Consider the following 22,264-nt stretch of genomic DNA (forward strand, 5'->3'; position numbering starts at 1 on the left):
GGTGATGTAGAATTATATAAATGGTGATGCAAATGAAATTAGTCATAGAGGAATTGATAAGAGAAAAGGGATATCAGAAGAGATATATCGCTGAACAGATGGGGATTACTAATAATACTTTGACTCATTGGATGAAAAATAGGAGTATGATTAAGTTAGATCAGGCGGTTAAATTAGCTGAGGTATTGGATTGTGAATTGGAGGATTTATTTATAATTGAAAATGATGATGGTGGAAAATGAGTCTAGAATAATTCTGGGCTTATTTTTTTTGGGCATTATTATTTTATGATAAAAGTAAAAGAGAGTGGCAAATCACCACTTTCTCAAATCGTTAAAATAACTCAAAAAGTTTGAATAAAACTCCACTAACAAACACTACTGCTCCAATGCCTAAACAGAGTCTTAAACCTGAGATATTAAAATCTTTCTTGAAAATTTTTAACATATGAATCACCACCAACATGTTGCAAAATGAGTTAAGCCGCCACCTGCATATCCTCCAATTGCTCCAAGGCCAGCACCTGGTAATCCGCCTACAACTGCGCCACCAGTAGCTCCACTAATACTACCGCCAATTATTGATTTACTAAAATTTGACCAAGAGCAACCGCCTGAAAAGGTTGTGACCCCGTCTTGAGATTGTTCAGTTGAAGAAATTCCTGAATCGGTTACTTGTAATTCGTTGTCTAGGATTTTTTCATTGTTAATTTCTGCACCGTAAACAAAGAAAACGTATAATTCTTCCCCGTAAATTTCTTCAACAATTGGATCGATTTCTAACAACCCTTCATCGTTAATTGTAACATACTGATCAATTTCTGTCTCGATACTTTCAGCTTTATCAACTAGTTCTTGGGTGACCTCTAGCTCATATGTATCTTCACTATTGGCCGAAACAGGGCTAATGCCAAAAACAATTAGCAATGCAATTGCAGAAAATACTGAAATAATTCTCTTTTTAAAATCCATAAAATATTCCCTCCTTTGTATTATATTTAAAATATTAACATTTAATAGGAATTGATACTAGATATGGAATAATATCCGAAATTTTCTGTTAACTGACACTGGTGAAGTTTGATGTCTGGATATTTAAATTAGAAAATATTATCAGTTGTCGATGAAATGATCGTAAAGGGGTTAAATATATGGATATTTGAGGGGAAAATGCCAGCTGTTGATATTGTTATTCGTCGGCAGCACTACTTGTTATCGAGCGAAGCCAGTATTGACAAGGGATTGAGGGTGATTGAAGTGGTGATTTTGTGTGAATTAGAGAAATTTAAGAGTAAGTAAAAGTGGGGTAATCGTTGGTGTGTAAGGCTTTCTTCGACACCCTCCCGACAACGTTTACGATAACATCTATAGACTAGTGGTGAATTTATTTACGCAGATGACTGTAACATTTACGTGAAAAGTAAAAGAGCAGGACAACGCGTCATGAAGAATGTGACGAAATTCCTGGAGAAGGATTTAAGTCTTACGGTGAATCGGGAAAAGAGCGCAGTAGGAAGCCCCTTGAAACGAAAGTTTCTAGGGTTCTGTCTCCTCGTTACAAAGAAAGGTGTTCAAATTCGTCCGCATTATAAAGCAAAAGTGACCGTTAAACAGAAACTCAAACGAATCACGAAACGCAATCGTGGAAGAAGTATCGATAGAATTCTAAAAGAAATCCGGCAACTTATGACAGGGTGGATAAACTACTATGGCATAGGAGAAATGAAAGGATTTATGAAGAATCTAAATGGGTGGCTAAAGCGTAGAATTAGACAGTACATTTGGAAACAGTGGAAGAATCCACGTACAAAAAGGGAAAATCTAATTCACTTAGGCATCGATAAACAGAAAGCTTATGAATGGTCGAATACAAGAAAAGGTTACTGGGTCATATCGAGTAGCTATGTACTCCATCGTTCATTGACAGATAAAGAACTGGCATCGAGAGGATATAAAGATATCGCTCTTCAATACCAGTTCGTACACTCAAACTATTGAACCGCCGTATTCGGAACCGTACGTACGGTGGTGTGAGAGGGGCGAAAAGCTAGTTAGCTTTTCCCTCTACTCGATTGAAGGAGATATTCATGATGATTAAATTAGTATTAACAGATATGGATGGAACGTTTTTAAATAATCGCGGTGATTTTAACAGGGAGCTGTACAGTGATGTGAAAAAGATGATGCATGAAAAAGGCGTTGTTTTTGCTCCTGTTACAGGTAAACAATGTGAACGTGTCGAGGAATTATTTGGTGACGATGCCAATGATTTATCAAAAAAAGGAAAGAAAACTCCCTCTTCAAGCGCGTAGAGGTAAGGGGGAGATGAATCTCCTATGCACAAAAGATTGCTTTGGAGTGTCTCAATTGTTCAATATTGAATCGAACAAATGTTCCAAAACCATCCTTCTTCTGATATAATAGACAGGAGGAGGTAAGAAGCCATGAAAGTAAAAAAAGCATTTCGTTTTCGTATCTATCCGAACAAAAAACAAATCACCTTCATCCATAAGACAATCGGCTGCTCCCGCTTTGTCTACAACTATTTTACAGGAAAACAAAAGGAAAAAGACCACTATTGGCATACGGTGAATGAAATGGACACCAAAACCAAGACGTTAAAAAACTTGCTTTGCGTGCATGGACGTGTGATATCTGTCAATGCCATCACCAAAGAGATAAGAACGCAAGCAGGAATCTTCGTAAAGAAGCATTGCGATTAACCGCAGGGACTGCGGGGCTAGCCTAATCCATAACTGACCGATAGGTTGGTGTTCTTAGGAATCCCCCACTTCAAGCAACTTTGAAGGTTGGTAAGTGGGGGTAGTTCAAGGATTTTAGGAGATAGTGCCACACGAATCAAGCACAATGGTGAATTTGTCTATGAATCATTGCTGGGCAACAAACTAGGGCTGGAAATTATCCAGCTGCTTGAGGAAATAAGTCTGGAACATACGATTATTGCCTGCACAAGAGAAGGGGCGGTTATTAAAGAAAACATTCCACAGGAAGAAGCGGCGATTGTCAGAGGGTCCTATGCACAGGTCAGACAGGTTTCTGATTTTAAGGAAATAACGGATGACTTTGTTAAGATAACTATCCATGATGCTTCTTTGAATTGTTTTGAGACGAGAGAAAAATTAGCACCATTTTTTGAATCAGCGTATATTGTCGCTTCGGAAGCAGACTGGATTGATATTGCCAATGCAAATGTTCATAAGGGAACGACGGTGGAACAGCTGCAGCAAATATTGAATGTTTCTCCAGAAGAAACGCTGGCCTTTGGTGATGGCTACAATGATTTAGAGCTGATGAAGAGAGCGGCATATAATTTTGCGGTTCGTAATGCGGTGCAAGAATTAAAAGATGCTGCCAATTTTATCACGCGTGCTAATGAAGAAGATGCTGTGATGAAAACAATCGTTCAATTGTTATCTTTACAAGAAAATGTAAAGGTCACAGAGTAGGGGACGTTTAAAGGGCTGGATTAGGCTGGACTGCAATTGTATAAATAGGTGGAAAGTGAAAAGGGACTGTTGTACAATCTGGTAATCGATTGTGCAACAGCCCCTTTGATTTATTTAAAATAATAAACCTTCTTTAAAGCAACGCAAATTGGGATAGCTATCAGAATGCCCAGGACACTTTGGACGATATCCCCAGGTATAGAAGCCAGTGGTGTAATCCAGTTTCCGTATAGAATGGACTCACCAATGTAATAAATAGCAATCATAAATGGAACAGAAACAATTGTCGCTGTCATGTTTAAAGCGATGCTATTTCCTTTGCGGCCCTGAAACCAGGCAATTTTACCAACGATGTACCCTTGCAGCCCGCGCGCTATAATTGTTATAGGAGTCCACAATAGCCAGCCTCCAATCATATCGAATAAACCCATTCCGATTGCTCCGGCCAAGGCCCCTTTTTTTGGTCCGAATAAAATAGAGGCAATAAAAAGCATCGCTGTACCCATATGTACTAGCCCTCCATTTGCAGCGATCGGCAGTCTGAAATTTAGAAATGCGGTAGAAATAAAAATGAGTGCGATGAGCATAGAAGTAATGATTAAGTCTTGTGTTTTTTTACGTGTCCTTAAATAAGCCGGGGTATTCTCCATATGTAAACCTTCCTAACTTGAATTTTTTTTATTACTTTAGCAGAATATTGACCTACCTTTAAGTGTCAATTCATGAAAAAATGACAGGGTCAGTTGAAAGATGAGCTGAAAACGGTCATGTAATCTGAAATAAACGATCCGTGTCCAGCCGATTCCTGCCAATATCGTCTATTACCTTTAATGACAAGCCAATCTTCAAATGATAAAATAGAAAAAGTTTCAGTTCGTTCAAGGAGGGTTATATGAAAAAAGTTGCTGTGCTTCAAGATTTGTCATCCTTTGGGAAATGCTCTTTAACTGCTGCAATCCCTGTTCTTTCCGTCATGGGTGTTCAGGCTTGCCCCTTGCCAACAGCAGTTCTATCTGCACAAACGGAGTATCCAAGTTATTTTTGGGAAGATTTCACTTCTAAAATGAATCATTTTACAGAGGAATGGAATAAACTCGGGGAAACGTTTGATGGGATATTTACTGGATTTGTAACTGGCGGAGAACAAATCAAAAATATTTTTCATTTTTTAGATACGTTTTATAAGAAAGAAACAAAGCTGCTGGTAGATCCGGTTATGGGAGATGATGGAGAAGTCTATAAGATTTTTACCGGGGGATTATTGGAGAAAATGAAAGAATTAGTGAGACATGCAGATGTGATTACACCAAATGTGACAGAATGCTGTTTATTGTCTGGATTATCTTATGAGAAGTTACATAGCTATTCAAATGGCGAGGATTATATGAAAGCATTGAAGGAAGCAGGGAATAACCTGCAGCAAGCAACGGGCGCTGAAGTCATTATTACTGGTGTGAATCCTCCGTCAATTGATTCAAAAGAGCAGTTTATCGGTAACTTGTATTTAGATAAGAATAAAACGTTTTACCATGAGATGGCGTATAACGGGAAAAGCTATTCAGGTACTGGCGATTTATTTGCTTCGGTCATGATGGGGAGCATGATGCGTGAAGATAACCTGGAAAATGCTGTACAGCTTGCTGTTGCATTCCTCAAAGAAGCTATCCAGGATTCAACGGAAGAAGAGGTTCCTGAAATAGAAGGGGTACACTTTGAAAAATATTTGGGGATGTTGATTGAAAAAAATACGTAAGGTATTTCTTCTTCATTTGTCTAATATATTTAAAAGAGCGGCAGGGTCACTGATGATGCTGTGATAAATTCAGGCGAAGATAACGATTCCTTTTTCAGCTTAACCTGTAAAATAAGAAATTTATGTACGTAAAAAACCCCCGAATCCATTCGGGGGGTTCATCGTTATTACAATTCTTCACCATTGGTCGCAATGACATTTTTATACCAGTCAAAGCTTTTCTTTTTCTTACGGCTTAATGTGCCGTTACCTTCGTTATCACGGTCTACATAAATGTAGCCGTAGCGTTTTTTCATTTCACCAGTGGACGCACTGACGATATCAATCGGGCCCCAGCTGGTATAACCGATGATGTCCACGCCATCCTCGATTGCTTCTCCCATTTCGTTAAGATGTTTTTTCAAATAATCGATGCGATAGTCGTCGGTGATAGTGCCATCTGCATTTATTTCATCCTTCGCGCCAAGGCCATTTTCTACAACAAACAATGGCTTTTGATAGCGGTCGTACAGCTGGTTAGCTGTAATGCGGAAGCCTTTTGGATCAATGGTCCAGCCCCATTCCGATTTAGAAACATATGGATTCGAAACGGAACCAAAGACATTGCCGCTTGTAGCATTTTTTAGAACTTCAGGGTCGGTACTGGTTGTCCGGCTGGAATAATAGCTAAATCCAATATAATCCACAGTGTTGTCTTTTAAGATTTGCTCATCTTCCGGTTCCATTTTGATATTCAGGTTATGATCTTTAAAGAAACGTTTCGCATAGCCCGGGTATTCTCCTCGTGACTGCACATCAATGAAGAAGAAGGATTCACGGTCTTTTTCCATTGCTTTGAAAACATCATCCGGATTGCTTGTATATGGATAGAACATACCCGCAGCAAGCATACAGCCGATTTGTGCATCTGGAATAATCTCATGACATGCTTTTACCGCTTTGGCGCTTGCTACAAGTTGGTGATGGGCAGCCTGATAAAGTACTTGATCGCGGTTAGCTCCTTCTTTAAGGACGATGCCTGCTCCCATGAATGGAAGGTGCAGCAGCATATTGATTTCATTAAATGTCATCCAGTATTTTACTTTATCTTTGTATCTCTCGAAAATCGTAATCGAATATTTTTCAAATAAATCAACGAGTTTTCTGCTTTCCCAGCTGTTATACCGTTCAATCAGGGATACAGGTACATCAAAGTGTGCGATGGTTACAACGGGTTCAATATTGTGTTTACGTAACTCATCAAACAAATCATCATAAAATTGAAGACCAGCTTCATTAGGAGCTGCGTCATCTCCATTCGGGAAAATACGTGCCCATGAGATAGAGAGTCTAAATGATTTGAAGCCCATCTCTGCGAACAATGCGATATCTTCTTTATAGTTGTGATAAAAATCAATCGCTTCGTGACTAGGGTAGAAATCTTCTGGATTCGGCTTGAGATCGGTAATATGGCCTTCCATTATCCCTCTTCTTTTCTCTCCGGTAGGGAGTAAGTCAACGTTTGTCAGTCCTTTTCCATCTTCAAGATAAGCTCCTTCTACTTGGTTGGCAGCAATAGCGCCGCCCCATAGAAAACCTTCTGGAAATCGTTTGTTATTTGTCATGAAAATTCCTCCTTGCATTTTTATAAATATTCTTTTTACACTTTTGTAATAATTAATACATCTTCTTTCATTATTGTATCACCCGACACAATTTCAAGCTCATTATAAGCCTTTGTATTCGTGATGACGATAGGGGTGACGACAGAATATCCAGCCTGTTTGATTTGATTGATATCAAATTCAACCAGCAAATCTCCTGCTTTTACTGTATCCCCTTGCTTCATACGTGCTTCAAAGAATTTTCCATCTAATTCTACGGTATCCATTCCAATATGAATCAGAATTTCTGCGCCATTGTCTGTGGTCATACCGATAGCGTGATTCGTTTTAAAGAGTGTGGTAATGACCCCATTTGCCGGAGCATACATCCTGCCTTCACTTGGTTGGACCGCAACGCCTTTACCCATTGCTTCGGAAGCGAATACGTCATCAGGAACGGACGTTAATGGAATGATATCTCCATTTGCAGGGCTTAAAATATTTTCGTTTTGGACGGTAATCTCTTGATTGGTCTGCTTCACATCATCTTCAACCAATGCTTGGTCTTGAACTTCTTCTTGCATTTTTTCATCGCCGACGACCGCTTCGGTATTTTCTTTTTGATTAATACGTCCGAAGAAGTATGTTAATACGAAGGCAACGATAAATGCTACAATGATGGATACCAGCATACCCCAGAAACCGCCGTCAATCCCGTTTTCCGGATGGATAAATGTCGGGATTTTAAATACACCCAAAGGTCCTGCACTGTAAAGCGCTGCACCTGTCATAGCAATAATCGCACCACCAGCGGCAGATCCGATACAGCTCATAACAAATGGTGTTTTCAATGGCAGGGTAATCCCGTAAATCGCAGGCTCTGTTACACCAAAGAACCCGGAGATAAAGGCAGGGAAGCTGAGCCTTTTTAGTTTTTTATTCTTTGTTTTTATCCAGACAGCAAGTACTGCACCGATTTGTGCGAAGGAAGCAGCAAATGTCATCGCGATGAGCATATCAAACCCTTGCACAGCTAAGTTATTATAATAAATTGGAATAATACCCCAATGAATACCGAAAATAACTAATACTTGCCAGAACCCGCCGACAACGATACCGGCAATGACCGGGACGGCTTCATAGCCTGTTTGGATGGCATATCCAATGGATTGTGCCAGCCATGTTGCGATAGGACCAATAACAATAAATGTTAATGGAACAATGATAAGCAATGTTAAGAATGGCACGATAAACGACTTCACCACTTGCGGAATAATCGACGCAAACCAGCGTTCTATTTTCGCCGCAAAGTAAGTGGATAAAATAATCGGTACCACGGAAGCGGTATAGCTCATTAAGATAATTGGAATTCCTAAAAAGGATACTTGTACGGGTGATTCTAAAATCGTCCCGCTGAATAATGTCATGAATGGTTCGCTTTCTCCGATTCCTGCGAGGTTCGGGTGAACAAGCGCAGCAGCAATGGCCATACCAAGGAAAGGTGTGCCGCCAAATTTTTTCATGGCTGTGTAACCTAAGAATATAGGTAAGAATGTGAAGAAGCCATCACCAATCACATTCAGTATTTGCGACGTACCACTGGTATCTTCTAACCAGCCCAGCGCGATGAACATTGAGTTAAATCCTTTGATAATACCTGTTGCCATCAGTAAAGGAAGAACTGGGATGAAGATATTCGAAATAATATCGATGAAGCTGGAGAATAACCCTTTTTTCTCGTCATCCTTAGCTTCATTGTCATCTTCTTGTTTCTCATTTTCGAACCCGCCTACAGCAACGACTGCTTTGTAAACATCCGGAACATGGTTGCCGATGACGACTTGATATTGTCCGGAACTTTCCCGGACAGTGACGACATCCTCATGATTCTCTAATGCCTTTCGATCCGCTTTTTGGGAGTCCTTTAATCGGAAACGGAGTCTTGTCACACAGTGTGTTACGCTATTTACGTTCTCTGTGCCGCCGACTAATTCAATAATCTCTTTAGCTAACTGCTCGTACTTCATCTTTTTCCCCGCTTTCTAATTATATTTGAATGACTAATTGCAAATAAAAAACCTGAACGAATTAGAATAGACGCAAAGAGATTGCATCTTTCCATTCCGTTCAGGTTATGCCCAAAATAGGTAACATTCCTAAATTTGTATATACAATTGTGTTGTTAATTAACAACTATAACTTACCACGGCTTTTATAGGAAGTCAACAATTTTTTAAGCGTTTTCAATAATTGGTTACTTTTAGTATTATCTTGGAAGTTTGACGGTTGAAGAATGGAAAAAATGCTCTAAAGCTTTGATAAATGAGAAAGATATTCAGCCGAAAATACGCCAATATAGATTCCTTCAAAAGGAGTTATTCTCTTATCCGGAGTTTTTCACCATTTGTCGCGATTATATCTTTAATACTTATAAAATGAATTTTAAACTTCTTTTAATCTAGCGGCAGAGAAGGAGGGATGATTGAATATAAAAGCCGCGGTCCCTGAATGAAAGGAACCGCGACTTTTATATAACCTATTCTGATTTTCTAATCGTATAAGAATCAAATTCTTCCATTGTATCAGTGCGGTAAGATGTGATCGCAAATGTGTCTTCAGTAAAGCTGATATGAGAGAAGGTTGGTACATAAAATTGCTCTCTGAAAGCCAAGTAGTCGTATTCTTCTACTAAATCATAATACTTACTGCCGCTGGCAGAGCTGCTTGTTATATACAATGTTCCTTCTGGATTCACAGCAGCTGTCTGATTCTCATCTTCAAATTCAACATCTTCAACCGGTTCAAAGTTATGCATTTGATGGGTTCTGGCATAAGCATGATCATGCCCCATTAATACAACATCAATGCCTGACTCATCAATAGCAGGGACTAAAACATCACGTCGAATAGGCACGTCCTCACTCTCCGATTGTTTGCCGGCTGCGTAAATAGATTGGTGGAACATCAACACTTTCCAGTCAAATTCTTGATCGGCTGTCTCTTCCATTGTTTCTTCCAAGAATTGGACATGTTCTTCGTTATTCATATTATTGGCATTCAACACCAAGTATAAAACATTACCATAAGTGAAGTAGTAATCACTGCCTGCCTCATCTTCACCATATGACGTTAAATTGGGCTCATTAAAGTGATTTTTATAGTTTGGAGCAACATCATGATTTCCTACGGCGGATGCAGTTGGATAAGAAGCTAGAATCTCTGGCTCAAAATATGCATCATATTCACTTTCTTTATCTGGTGCATCTACAAAGTCACCTGCGTTTAGAATCATACTAGCATCTGGCGCAGTTTCAAACGCATGCGCTAATGTTTCTTCCCATCCAAAAACATCGGTTGGAATCGTGCCGGTACCAATCTGAGCATCTGCTAAGAAAATTGCCTCGTAACCATCCGCGATATCTTGTGTACGCAGTGGAAAGACTTGCGAGTAGCCGTCTTCGTTACCGACACGATAGAGGTAATCGGTATCACGTTCCACTTCGACAGTTGCTTTGTTAGTGTAATAATCTGTCTCTGTAAATTTCGTATAAGCTAGTTCTGTGGAATCTGCTTCATAAACAGTGGCATCTTCTATAGAGAATGCTTCAGGATCTGTTCCTTCAACAACTTCTACATATCCTGTTTCAGAGGATAAAGCATTCCAAGTGAAATTAATGCTGTCTTCGTCTGCCCCTGTATTGACAGAAACATTCTTCACAGCTTCACTGTCTGCTGCCAGCTCGGTCTCATCCGGATTAAGGATGACGTCCACTAATTCAAAACTGGCTTCGTTATCATCTGGGTCATACGCATGTAATTCAACAGCGATAGTAATGTTCATAAAGGTGTTGCCATCATCATCTGTTGTTGCTTCACTTAATTCATGCGTTATCATATCATTCTCTTCATCGTAAACTTCTTCATACTCACCGGGTACATAACCATTGGTAATACTTGAAACGTCATCTACAATAAAGGTTTCTTCAATAAATTCCCCATCAGCAACTTCTTCTTGTGCCCCGTATTCCATATTTTCAGAATAATTATCAGTTGGGATATTGTGGAACCCCCCTACAGGACTTCCGTTGATATACATTGTCATTGCATCATTGTAACGAGCGGTAATTTCAAGTGCATAAATACTCTCCGCTTGTTCTTGGGTTAGTGTGAACGTATGGCGTAAGAAGTAAGTACTTTTTGCTTTACTATCCTCCGTTGTCGCTAACACTTGTCCATCTGTTTCGGGGCTGGTACTAAATACAGTTCCTTCATAGGTTGGCCAATCTTCTTCTGTAAACTCCATTGGAATGGTGCCCCAGTCTAACCAGCCTTCAGGATATGCCCAGCCATTACGCTTATTCCAACCTTCATACCAAGTTCCGGCATTTGGGTCCTTGTCATCATCGTAATAGCGCCATTCCATATCTTCATCCACCACGTTAACAGTTTCCAAGCTTGTAATATCAGTATCAAATAATGACTCTAGCGAAGTGGCACTCTTATTCGTGGTCTCCGTTTTCTCTGCTGCTTCCGTTTCTTCTGGACTGTCAGTCTCTGCATCATCAGAAGATGGATTGGTGCAAGCTCCTAATACTGCTGCTATTGCCAATAAACCAATTAAAAAAAGAATTAACTTTTTATTCTTCATAGCTACCATCCTTTTTTATATTTTATATAATGAATATCTCTTTTGCTCAGAATAGCTTCACAAACGAAGGCTTGGCATTCAAAATGAATCTTACCTCCTTTCACAAGTAATTTTCTGCGCATGAATCTAGTCATCATCCTTTTTTGGATTTAAATGGAAGCGCTTTCCTTTTTTGGGAAGCGAACATAATGTTTTTTTTGAGACAAAAAACATGTAAGCTTTATCTGTTTGAATATAAGAAATGCCGTTCCTGACCAACCGTTACAGCAGTCGAGAAAACACGCATAAATCTTACAACATGGGTTTTAACTATTTAATCAAGGCTTATTTAGAGATACAACAGATGAAAGTGAAGAGGCGAATAATTCAGCCGTTTAATGTCTTTATGCACAACTTCCAAGATGATTCCTTATTCTGAGCTAATGAGATGATCATTTTTACAAATAAAAAACCTGAACGAATAAGAATAGACGCAAAGGGATTGCATCCTTCTATTTCGCTCAGGTTATGCCCAAATAGGTAACATTCCTAAAATTATATAAATTATTTTTAATTAACACATATAATCTATCACGACTACATCATGAAGTCAACAGAGATTCAAGCGTTTTCATGAGTTGGTCACTTTTATCGCTGTCTTTAGTTAATTTACTCAGTGGATGTGACAGAGTTAAACATTCTAGCCGCCATTATTTTTAATAACCCTTATTGCTATTTAGACAAATTCATCCAATCCAATTCAGGCATCCACTGCGTCATATGGGCTTGCATTTCAGAATAAACGTCATCAAGATTCTCTATCTGCTCCTTCGCTGTTTGTTCTAATGGAACAACTTGTATATCTTTCATGATACCACCATCTTCTTCAAACTCCACAAAGGTCGGCAGGAAGCGGGGAGCCTCGACGTGTACTTCATCTGCCTTCTTCACCAAATCAAATTCAAAAATTCCGCCAATACGATTGTAAAACTGATATTGACCGGAAAGGAAGTTTCCTAAAGAATAAGCTACCAATGTCTGGTTTCCTTCTTTTCCTTCCAGCCATTCTATCGGCTGAAGAACATGCGGATGATGACCAATCACGACATCCACGCCAAGATCCGCAGTATACTGTGCTAAATCCTTTTGTTCCTGATTAGGCATTCGCGCTTCCTCTTCGCCAAAATGCAGACTGATAATTGTTGCATCTGCCAGCTCGTTTGCTTTTTCAACTTCTTGTTTGATCTGCTCCCGTTGGATCAAATTAACGAGATAAGGTTTTCCCTCTGGGATAGGCATGCCGTTCGTTCCATATGTATAACTTAGAAAAGCAACTGAAATGTTCTGATCTGTTTCTATTACTCTGATTTCAGACTGATCCTTTTTACTTTGGAAGCTTCCCGTGTAAAGCATTCCTATTTCTTGATAATAGGCAATGGCGTTTTGTATCGCTTCTTCGCCGCTGTCTAATGTATGATTATTGGCCATGGTGACGATATCGACGCCAGCATCCTGTAAAGCATCTCCAATTTCGACTGGACTATTGAAATTAGGATACCCTGATAAGCCGATAGATTCCCCGCCCATAATGGTTTCTTGATTGGCAACAGTGATTTCCGGTTCTCTTAAATAATCGGCAGTTTCAGCAAGCATCGGTTTAAAATTATATTTTTTCCCATCCCAGGCATCGTCGTATACACGGTCATGGATTAAAATATCTCCAATAGCGGAAACTGTAATTTGTGAATGAATCCAATCCGTTTCCTTCTCGCTCAGTGAGATGTTTCTATGAGAGTGGGGGCTGCTTATATTCGAATCAGTAGCGGGTGTACATGCTGTTAAAAGAAAAAGGGCGATGAAAAAGTAGGTTAGTTTATGCATAGAAGTCTCCGCCTTTAGCTGTTAATTAGATACATTCTACCACATAATTATTTTGAAACAAATAATGCTTTCATTTATAGAAAAGATTATAATGAAAGAACTTCCTTCTTCTTAGATAGTAGAAAGGTCAATGAGAACAGATGGAAAGAGGTGCGTGTATTTGATATATTTTATTGCTTCCATACCGCTATTATTTTTAATTCTATTTCTAATCAGTTATCTTCGGGACCCGCGTAAGTTGATTAACGGGTTTTTGTTTAATGGGTTTTTAATCACTTTCTTTTTCTTTTGCGCATTCTTTTATATTTACATCGATGGGCCTTATCAGTATATCGTGCTGGTTTTTCCTGCTTTACTTTTGATTTTGATGATTCCGTTTGGCGTGCTCGCATTAATAGCCGGGTTATTTTACAATGCCAAAGTGTTAATGGAGAAGGAGGGGAAACGATTCAGGAACTCCTTAACATTGATCATGGCCATAGGCATACTTACATTGATTATTTTCAATATGGTCAATCCGACACAGTTTTTCCCGGAGTATTTGCATCCGTTATTTGGAGGAGCCAGCTTGGTTGTTATCTATGTTTTCTTGCATATGTTTAACTTTTTAACAGCTTATGGACTGAATCAATGGAGCCGTCCAAAACGAAACCAAGATTTTATCATTGTGTTAGGAAGCGGCTTGATTAATGACCGGGTGTCTCCATTGTTGGCCAGCAGAATTGATAAAGCGATTGAATTTTATCATCAGCAGAAAAAAGTTACGGTTCCGCCGAAAATTATCTTTTCCGGGGGACAGGGCCCGGATGAAGGACTTCCAGAAGCCGAAGCCATGCAAAACTATGCTGTAGAAAAAGGAATACCAGTGGAAGATACGATTCAAGAAGACAAATCAGTCAGCACGTATGAAAATATGAGGTTTTCCAAAAGAATCATGGATAACTTGAGTGGAGAAGGAACGTACCAGAGTATTTTCGCAACGAATAATTTTCATTTATTCCGTGCTGGGATTTATGCACGAAAAGCTGGATTGGACAGCCAGGGGATTGGTTCAAAAACAGCATTTTATTATTGGCCAAATGCCATGGTCAGGGAATATATTGCTGTTGTTGTCATGGGACGCCGCCGTCATTTTATGGCAGTCAGCTGTATTATGGGCTTTGCGTTGCTTTTATCCATTATCAGCTATTTTTTTACCTGAGAACATACTTCATAAAAAAAGAAATCCAAACGTTATCAACATTCTTTCTACAGAATTTGAGATGTTTGGATTTCTTTTTTTATCAAAGAGAATTGGCCGTGAAACCCCTCATGAATGGGGGGACGCTTTATTTTTTCTCTGCCCAATCAGGAACTTTTATCCTGCTGAGAATTTCTATTTCCTTCTCGCGGTCATCCGTGTACGAGCTGACTTTCCTTAAATCGTCATCCACTTGCCCGGGATGGGTCATTACTTCAATTGATGTTCCATTTTCTTCGTGAAGAACATCAAATAAATCATCAGTGATTCCTTCTTTATAAAAACCAGTCCACAGCGTATCTGTCCAGCATATTTCCGGATGATCCGCTATGGAATCAACATAACGCACAGGAACATCGTATTCTTTGGCAAGCTGGATGACTAGATTTTTTAAAGGAGGCCAGCCATGAACGTGATGATGGCTGTCGATATGATCAAGTGGCAAACCTGTTGTTAAATAAGCATCCAGCTGTGCGCGCCATTCCAATTCGACTTCTGAAATATTCGGAGCTTCCATATCGCGATAGCCGCTGGTGAATCGAAAGGTGCCATCGGATTTAACGAGGTTTGGCACAGATGAATGAAGCGGTTTTCCCCAAGTTAATACAAGATGAATGCCAACCTTTAAATCGGGATTTTCCAGCGCCTTTTCGACAGCGTAATCGGTTGCAAGTCCATTCATCATTAAGGTTGTTGATGTTACGCAGCCGTCTTGATGCGCCTGGATGATTCCATCTGTCACTCCTTTTGTCAATCCGAAATCGTCTGCATTGATTTCTATTCGCATGAAAACCACTCCTGATAGATTTTTTAATTACTTCGAATAAGTACGTTCAATCGAGAAGTTTGTTTTATCTCCCCGAAAAAAAGATCTGGAAAACTCAACTTTATTTCCGTCTTTATCTTCCGCCAGTGTTTCAATGTAAAAGCAGGGCAGACCTTGCTCACACTCCAAAAATTTGCAAATTTGCTCATCTGCAAAAGCTATTTCGATATTTTCTGAGGTTTTCGCAATCCACACATCAAAAAATTCATTTAATGATTTATATAGAGAATGGCCGGCATGTTCTGCAGTAATCCCCGGAGCAACAGACCAGGGGACATAAGCTACTTCATACTGTGTAGGCTCTCCATTCGCTTTACGGACACGCTCAATACGTTGAATAGGATCCTGGAGATTCACATTTAGCTGATCAGATAATAATTCATTTGCAGCAACGACAGAAATATCTGATACTTCAATTTCCGGATGTTTCCCCTGGTCGGCTAATTGGTCACTATATCTTCTGACTGTCTGGGATAAAGCCTGTTTTACTTTCTTATCTGCAACAAACGTGCCCCGTCCTTGCTGACGAACTAAATATCCTTCTAATGTAAGCTGATTTAAAGCGGTACGAACCGTGGTACGACTGACATTAAAGCTCTTACATAATTCCAGTTCGGGAGGGATTTTCTCGCCGGGCTGATATTGATTTGTCTTAATACGATGTAACAATTCTTCTTTGATATAAGTGTGTAGCGATTGGTTTCTTTCCATAGATTCCGTACTCCTTTAGCGACACTTTTAAAAAATCATACCCTTTTAAGTGTAAAAGTACAAGGGATAAAGCAATGAATAGGACTAAAGACACGAAAAAGTGATTTTATCCATAGCATTCTTTAAGAAATCAGTATCTAAATTCTTATGAAAGTTTCTACTATAAAGATAGTTTACTAGATAATTGATAAAAACACAATTGTTACAACAATTATATTTTATTTTATATAGACAAATAAAAATTTGTATGATACATTTAAAACAGGTAATACAGATAAAACAATTAAAGCGATTACAAAATAGAATTAAAGGAGAAGTCGATTATGTCTTTAAAAGTAGTAATTATCGGTGGAGGTTCCAGTTATACGCCAGAAATTTTAGAAGGACTTATCGAGCGGCAGCCGACACTTCCTGTTTCAGAAATTGTTCTGGTGGATGTGGAAGCCGGGAAAGAAAAGGTAGCTACAATTTGTCAATTAGGAAACAGGATGATAGAAGAGGCGGGTGCAGCTATTGAGTTAACTTGGACGCTGGACCGGAGAAGTGCTTTAAAAGGAGCAGATTTTGTCTCGACACAGATTCGGGTTGGCGGATTAGCAGCAAGAGCCCAAGACGAGCGAATTCCGTTGAAGCATGGAATGATTGGGCAAGAAACAAACGGTGCTGGTGGAATAATGAAAGCGTTTCGAACGATTCCAGTATTAATGGAAGTAGCTAAAGAAGTCCAGGAGCTTTGTCCAGATGCGTGGATGATTAATTTTACCAATCCGGCAGGTATCGTTACGGAAGCGCTGCTGAATCATTCGGCACATAAAAAGGTTATTGGTGTCTGTAATATTCCATTTAATATGCGACATTCTACGGCTGAACTATTACAGGTCCCTCCTGAGGATGTATGGATTCAATTTATCGGGCTGAATCATTTTGTGTTTGGAGACAAGGTCTATGTCAGCGGAGAGGATCGGACAGAGGATGTATTCCAAAAGCTGCTTTCAAAAGAGTTTGATTACAGTCCGGCAAATATTATGCCATTAGATTGGTCAGAAACATTTATTCAATCTGCCAGACTGTTGCCGAATCCATACCATCAGTATTACTTTCAATCAGAAAAAGTATTGGAAAAAGATCTAAAAGCTTATGAAGAGAATGGGACACGTGCGGAAGTTGTTCAAGCGTTAGAAGAATCTCTGTTTGATCTATATAAACAAGAAAGTCTCCGAGAGAAGCCAAAAGAGCTGGAACAGCGCGGTGGTGCATTTTACAGTCAAGTTGCCTGCAGTTTAATGGATTCTATTTATAATAACAAAGAAGATATCCAAACGGTAAATACGTGGAATCATGGCACGATTCCTGATTTACCTTATGACGCAGTGATTGAAGCAAATTGCGTGATTACAAAGAATGGTCCGAAGCCGATTGCGATTGGGGAAATTCCTGCACCGATGCGGGGGATGATTCAAAATATGAAAGCAATGGAAGAGCTGGTAATCAAGGCGAGTATGTCAGGAGATTACAAGGACGCCTACAATGCCTTTCTGGTAAATCCGTTAATTCAAGATGAGAAAAAAGCAAAAGTGGTTTTAGATGAACTGTTGGAAGCACATGAAGATTACTTGCCACAATTTAAACGCTAGGGGGAAGAAAAATGAATAATACATTTATGCAAAAATTTATTGAAATTGCCGGCCGCATCGGCTCACAACGTCATTTAGTTGCTGTTCGTGATGGTTTTGTAGCGATTATGCCTTTAATTATTATCGGTTCGTTAGCCGTATTGATTAATAATTTCCCTGCCTTTGGAAGCTTTGATATGGTGAAGATTTTAAATAATATTTTTGGGGAAGGGAACTGGCAGACGCTGGGTGGAAGTGTTTGGAATGGAACATTTGCCGTAATTGGACTACTCATTTCCTTTACAATCGCTTATAATTTAGCTAAGTCTTATGAAATAGATGGATTATCGGTAGGTTTAATCTCTATTGCTTCCTATATTATCTTAGTACCAGAAACAGCAGATTGGGGATTGAATTTTGCCTGGCTGGGTGCGCAAGGATTATTTGTAGCCATTATTATTGCGCTGCTGATAACCGAGTTATTCCGTCTTCTGGTGAAGGCGAATATTACAATCAAAATGCCGGATGGCGTTCCGGAAGGGGTAACCCGTTCCTTTGCTGCATTGATTCCAGCAATGATTATTCTTGCATTAGTCGGTTTATTCCAGGCACTTATCAGTGTATTCGTAGGAATCAGCATGTTTGAGGTTATCTTTAATGCAATACAAGAACCGCTGCAAGGTCTGGGAAATACATTACCTGCAGCACTGGTTGTTTCGTTCTTAAATCATTTGCTTTGGTTCTTTGGTTTACACGGTACCAATATTATTGGATCGGTTATTGAGCCGGTTTATCTGCCGTTGATTGAGCAAAATGCAAGCCTTTTCCAGCAGGGGATGTCTGCGTTTGATGTACCGAATGTTGTGACCAAGCCATTTTTAGATTCTTTTGTCTTCATGGGAGGTTCAGGTACAACGATTGCGCTCTTGATAGCTATCTTTATTGTGATAAGAAGAGAAAAGAACCATCCATATCGGGAGGTCGCCAAGGTATCTGCTCCAGCAGGGTTGTTTAATATCAATGAACCGGTGATTTTTGGGCTGCCGATCGTTTTAAACCCAATTTTCTTGATTCCGTTCATTCTTGTACCAGTTACATTAACCGTTATTTCTTATATCGCGTTATCCACAGGACTGGTACCAAAAACAGTGGCTATTCTGCCGTGGACGACTCCACCGATTCTAAGCGGATATCTGGTAACGGGCGGCAGCGCCAGAGGAATTATTCTTCAGCTTATTAACCTGACTGTTGCGGTGGTTATCTATATCCCGTTCATTATGGCAGGCGTACGTGCGATGAAAGAGAAAATGGGAGGTCAATAAAACATGACAATGACAAAAGAAGAAGTGCAAATGCTTTCCTTTCAAATTATTTTACATGCAGGGAATGCCAAATCCGATGCAATGGAGGCGTTATTGCTAGCTAAAAAAGGGGAATTTGAAGAAGCGGCTAAAAAAATGGATGCAGCGGATGAGGCATTTGCAGAGGCGCATTATATGCAGACAAGCCTGTTGCATGACGAGGCGAATGGGAAAGCAACTCCGCTTTCCGTAATCCTGATTCATGCGCAGGACCATTTAATGAACGCATTAACGGTGAAGGATTTAGCCGTTGAAATGATAGATATGCATCAAAAAATAATTCGTCTGGAGGAGAAATAATATGAAAATACGTTTAGTTTGTTCAGCGGGGATGTCTACGTCGATGCTTGTAAAGAAAATGAAGGAAGCAGCAGAAGCACAGAATGTAGCTGCTGATATTGAAGCGGTTGCAGAATCGCAGCTGAAGAATCATTTAGATCAGTTAGATGTTGTTCTTATCGGGCCCCAAGTTCGCTATCTAGAGGGGAAAATCAAAGAAAAGGTAGAACCTCAAGGTGTTAAGGTAGCTGTCATTGATCAGATGGCATACGGAATGATGCAGGGGGATAAAGTTCTGAAGCAGGCCATTGAATTAAATGGAGAAAACTAGAATAGATATAAAAACTCGTATCTGCGTCTTTGCAGGTACGAGTTTTTGTGTTTGAAGATATTTTCAGCGTACCAGTACATTACCCTTCCACTATAAACAATTCCGTTCTATGATAGAGAAGCAGCTAAAAAGATGGAAGGTTCTTTTGTTACATCAAAAAATAGATGAACAGCTTATTTTAAAATATAATAGAACGATAGCTATGTATTGGAAAAGATAGAAGGAGATACCTGAATAACGTTGCCTACATCGGGAAAGGTTGAAACATAATTTGAAAATAAAAAAGCAGAACTGAGGAGACAGATCATGAAGCCAAAAGCCATATTATTAGATTTAGACGGGACCTTACTGACAAATGAAAAAGTAATTTCGCCAAGAACAAAGAAAGTATTAATGGCAGCGCAGAGACAAGGGATACAGCTTGTTTTAGCATCCGGCAGACCATCAAAAGGGATGGAGGATGTTGCAAATGAATTAGAAATGAGTGCTTATCAGGGGTTGATAGTATCTTATAATGGAGCAAGAGTAGTTGAATGTGAAACAGGGAAAGAATTATTCAGCCAGCCATTGCCTGTCAAATACACAAAAGCTGTTTTAGAGCATCTGCGGAAATTTACAGTTAAAACAATGATTGACCGGGACGATTATCTGTATGTAGAAGATGTGTATGACAATGTGATTCATTATGAAGGAGAAGCAATCAATATTATTAGATATGAAGCCAGAGGGGCTGGACTGAAATTATGCGAGGTGGATGATCTAGCTGATTTTGTGGATTTTCCAGTACATAAAATTTTAGTAGCAGGAGAGCAGGATTACCTGCAAGCCCATTACCAGCAAATGCAAGAGCCGTTTCAAGGCGAAGTAACAGCAGCATTTTCTGCTCCATTTTATTTTGAATTCACGGACAAGGATATTGATAAAGCCAACGCGATTGAGCAGTCACTTTCTTCCTTAGGGGTTGCGGCAAAAGATACTATCGCATTCGGTGATGGACAAAATGATTATACGATGCTGCAGTACGCTGGCAGAAGTATCGCCATGGGGAATGCAAAGGATGAACTGAAACGTGCAGCAGATGAAATTACTTTAACGAATGAAGAGGATGGCATTGCGGTTGTGCTGGAAAAGTTAATAGACGAATGACTCCGGACAGGATGGTGAGCGGTGATGAGAAAAGCGGTAAAATATATTTTGGTATTTTTGCTGGGGATGCTGACTTATTTCATAATTTCAACCATTTATTTTGTCTTTTTCGGGTGATTTTATAATTTATCACGGAGAACCGCCCGTAAAATTCCCGCTGAATGAAGTTTCGTTTTATGGTCGCATGAGCGTTTGCAGTTAATTCTTACTGGGCATATGGTATAATAGATTGGTAGACAGAGTGTGTTTGCTGAAAAAAATAGGTGTATTTAACTAGGTGTGTATTTCATTTAGTGAAAGCAAACTCTGCCTTTTATAAGAAAAATTATAGAATGGGAGAGAGTTTCTATGAAGGCAGCAAGAATTTATGCCGAAAAAGATGTCCGTGTAGAGGATGTCGAAGTAAAAGAAGTCGGGGCAAAAGATGTGAAAGTAGAAGTAGCATGGACTGGTATCTGTGGTTCAGACTTACATGCTTATTCTCATTTTGTTGGTATTCCGACAGAAGAGCATCCAATATCAAAAAGACAAGCTCCGCTGACATTGGGTCATGAGTTTAGCGGAACGGTGACAGAGGTAGGCAGCAGTGTTACCTCGTTCAAGCCTGGCGACCGCGTTTGTATCGAGCCAAACCTTCGCTGCGGAGAATGCAAGGAATGCCGGGAAGGAAATTACCACCTTTGCAGAAATAGTAATGCCGCATTTATCGGCCTTGCTGATGATGGCGGGTTCGCAGAATACTGTGTCATGGAAGAACAATATTGTCATCAAATCCCGGATCATATGACATTGGAGCAGGCAGCGCTTGTAGAGCCGACTGCAGTAACGTATCATGGGGTTGAGATGGCAGGTGTGAAAGCAGGGGATGCGGTACTGGTTACCGGTGCAGGACCAATTGGCCTATTAACGGTTTTGTCAGCTCGTGCAGCAGGTGCGAGTAAAGTATTTGTCAGTGATGTTTCGAAAGAACGTTTAGCACTAGCGGAGACCTTTGGGTTTGTAAAAACATTAAATCCAGCGGAAGATGATGTGATTGGCACAATTATGGAAGATACGAATGGTGATGGTGTTGACGTGGCATTAGAATGTGCAGGCGTTCAGCCGACATTTGATACATGTCTGGAAGCTATTAAACGTACAGGTACCGTTTGTGTGTTAGCGATTTTTGGGAAAAATCCGGAAATCAATGCCTTTGCATCAACAATTAAAGAAGCTAACATTAAATTTTCCCTGGCATATTCCAATATCTACGATCGTGTGATTAATTTAATTGCCAGCGGACAAATCCCTGCTGAAAAAGTAGTGACGAATAAAATTAAATTAGATAATATCGTAGAAGAAGGATTTGACTTACTTCTTAACGATAAAAGTCAATCTAAAATTCTGGTCAGTGCAAAATAAGAGGATTTATAATTGAAAGGTCCACAGGCGAATCTGAACTGCGCCC

Annotated in this window: 19 protein-coding genes and 2 pseudogenes; 13 read left to right on the forward strand and 8 right to left on the reverse strand. The window is 39.7% G+C overall.

Translation table 11 applies throughout. From position 1 onward, the window contains the following. Positions 1-32 precede the first annotated feature (32 nt). On the forward strand, positions 33-242 hold the full coding sequence (locus BN997_RS08950) for a helix-turn-helix domain-containing protein (protein WP_175297027.1): 210 nt from the start codon (positions 33-35) through the stop codon (positions 240-242). A 210-nt stretch (positions 243-452) separates the two neighbouring features. Here BN997_RS08950 and BN997_RS22190 read toward each other — a convergent pair whose 3' ends face one another. Continuing rightward, complete coding sequence (locus tag BN997_RS22190) at positions 453-971, reverse strand: hypothetical protein (RefSeq protein ID WP_052484962.1); 519 nt, start codon at positions 969-971, stop codon at positions 453-455. Between the two features lie 471 nt (positions 972-1,442). Between BN997_RS22190 and BN997_RS08960 the strand changes: the two genes are divergently transcribed. From BN997_RS08960 to BN997_RS08975, 4 genes and pseudogenes are all read left to right on the forward strand, one after another. Further along, positions 1,443-1,997, forward strand: coding sequence for a group II intron maturase-specific domain-containing protein (locus tag BN997_RS08960; RefSeq protein WP_175297028.1), 555 nt, complete (start codon positions 1,443-1,445; stop codon positions 1,995-1,997). Positions 1,998-2,089: 92 nt separating this feature from the next. Next, positions 2,090-2,269, forward strand: a pseudogene (locus BN997_RS08965) (HAD hydrolase family protein); the annotation flags it as partial. A 174-nt stretch (positions 2,270-2,443) separates the two neighbouring features. After that, positions 2,444-2,548 (forward strand): annotated as a pseudogene (locus BN997_RS23685) (helix-turn-helix domain-containing protein); the annotation flags it as partial. A gap of 261 nt (positions 2,549-2,809) precedes the next feature. Next, on the forward strand, positions 2,810-3,466 hold the full coding sequence (locus BN997_RS08975) for an HAD hydrolase family protein (protein WP_084612896.1): 657 nt from the start codon (positions 2,810-2,812) through the stop codon (positions 3,464-3,466). Between the two features lie 110 nt (positions 3,467-3,576). Here the strand turns inward: BN997_RS08975 and BN997_RS08980 are convergent, their stop codons facing one another. Then, on the reverse strand, positions 3,577-4,116 hold the full coding sequence (locus tag BN997_RS08980) for an ECF transporter S component (protein WP_042531537.1): 540 nt from the start codon (positions 4,114-4,116) through the stop codon (positions 3,577-3,579). A 242-nt stretch (positions 4,117-4,358) separates the two neighbouring features. Between BN997_RS08980 and BN997_RS08985 the strand changes: the two genes are divergently transcribed. Next, a complete protein-coding gene (locus BN997_RS08985) occupies positions 4,359-5,219 on the forward strand; it encodes a pyridoxamine kinase (protein ID WP_042531538.1) in 861 nt (286 codons plus the stop codon). Positions 5,220-5,386: 167 nt separating this feature from the next. Here BN997_RS08985 and BN997_RS08990 read toward each other — a convergent pair whose 3' ends face one another. The 4 genes from BN997_RS08990 to BN997_RS09005 form a co-directional block, all read right to left on the reverse strand. Continuing rightward, complete coding sequence (locus BN997_RS08990; protein ID WP_042531541.1) at positions 5,387-6,823, reverse strand: 6-phospho-beta-glucosidase; 1,437 nt, start codon at positions 6,821-6,823, stop codon at positions 5,387-5,389. A gap of 35 nt (positions 6,824-6,858) precedes the next feature. Further along, on the reverse strand, positions 6,859-8,829 hold the full coding sequence (locus BN997_RS08995; RefSeq protein ID WP_042531543.1) for a beta-glucoside-specific PTS transporter subunit IIABC: 1,971 nt from the start codon (positions 8,827-8,829) through the stop codon (positions 6,859-6,861). A gap of 509 nt (positions 8,830-9,338) precedes the next feature. Beyond that, on the reverse strand, positions 9,339-11,450 hold the full coding sequence (locus BN997_RS09000; RefSeq protein ID WP_042531545.1) for a purple acid phosphatase family protein: 2,112 nt from the start codon (positions 11,448-11,450) through the stop codon (positions 9,339-9,341). A gap of 711 nt (positions 11,451-12,161) precedes the next feature. Next, on the reverse strand, positions 12,162-13,310 hold the full coding sequence (locus BN997_RS09005) for a CapA family protein (RefSeq protein ID WP_042531547.1): 1,149 nt from the start codon (positions 13,308-13,310) through the stop codon (positions 12,162-12,164). A gap of 160 nt (positions 13,311-13,470) precedes the next feature. Between BN997_RS09005 and BN997_RS09010 the strand changes: the two genes are divergently transcribed. Continuing rightward, on the forward strand, positions 13,471-14,511 hold the full coding sequence (locus BN997_RS09010) for a YdcF family protein (RefSeq protein WP_042531549.1): 1,041 nt from the start codon (positions 13,471-13,473) through the stop codon (positions 14,509-14,511). A gap of 127 nt (positions 14,512-14,638) precedes the next feature. On the opposite strand, the gene chbG is transcribed toward BN997_RS09010, so the two are convergent. Together chbG and BN997_RS09020 are read right to left on the reverse strand one after the other, a co-directional pair. Then, positions 14,639-15,337: a chitin disaccharide deacetylase gene (gene chbG, locus BN997_RS09015; RefSeq protein ID WP_042531551.1), complete on the reverse strand. Its 699-nt coding sequence runs from the start codon at positions 15,335-15,337 to the stop codon at positions 14,639-14,641. Positions 15,338-15,364: 27 nt separating this feature from the next. Next, a complete protein-coding gene (locus BN997_RS09020; protein ID WP_042531552.1) occupies positions 15,365-16,087 on the reverse strand; it encodes a GntR family transcriptional regulator in 723 nt (240 codons plus the stop codon). Between the two features lie 323 nt (positions 16,088-16,410). On the opposite strand from BN997_RS09020, the gene BN997_RS09025 reads away from it, so the two are divergent. The 6 genes from BN997_RS09025 (at position 16,411) to BN997_RS09050 (ending at position 22,218) form a co-directional block, all read left to right on the forward strand. After that, complete coding sequence (locus tag BN997_RS09025) at positions 16,411-17,721, forward strand: 6-phospho-beta-glucosidase (RefSeq protein WP_042531554.1); 1,311 nt, start codon at positions 16,411-16,413, stop codon at positions 17,719-17,721. Between the two features lie 11 nt (positions 17,722-17,732). Next, positions 17,733-19,022, forward strand: coding sequence for a PTS sugar transporter subunit IIC (locus BN997_RS09030; protein ID WP_084612899.1), 1,290 nt, complete (start codon positions 17,733-17,735; stop codon positions 19,020-19,022). A gap of 3 nt (positions 19,023-19,025) precedes the next feature. Beyond that, positions 19,026-19,361 carry a PTS lactose/cellobiose transporter subunit IIA gene (locus BN997_RS09035; RefSeq protein WP_042531556.1) on the forward strand — a complete coding sequence of 112 codons (336 nt, stop codon included), beginning with the start codon at positions 19,026-19,028 and terminating at the stop codon, positions 19,359-19,361. Position 19,362: 1 nt separating this feature from the next. Further along, positions 19,363-19,671: a PTS sugar transporter subunit IIB gene (locus BN997_RS09040; RefSeq protein ID WP_042531558.1), complete on the forward strand. Its 309-nt coding sequence runs from the start codon at positions 19,363-19,365 to the stop codon at positions 19,669-19,671. 306 nt (positions 19,672-19,977) lie between these two features. Then, complete coding sequence (locus tag BN997_RS09045) at positions 19,978-20,817, forward strand: Cof-type HAD-IIB family hydrolase (protein WP_042531560.1); 840 nt, start codon at positions 19,978-19,980, stop codon at positions 20,815-20,817. A gap of 348 nt (positions 20,818-21,165) precedes the next feature. Further along, positions 21,166-22,218, forward strand: coding sequence for a 2,3-butanediol dehydrogenase (locus tag BN997_RS09050; protein WP_042531562.1), 1,053 nt, complete (start codon positions 21,166-21,168; stop codon positions 22,216-22,218). Positions 22,219-22,264 lie beyond the last annotated feature (46 nt).

Source organism: Oceanobacillus oncorhynchi (assembly GCF_000821065.1).
GTDB lineage: Bacteria > Bacillota > Bacilli > Bacillales > Amphibacillaceae > Oceanobacillus > Oceanobacillus oncorhynchi.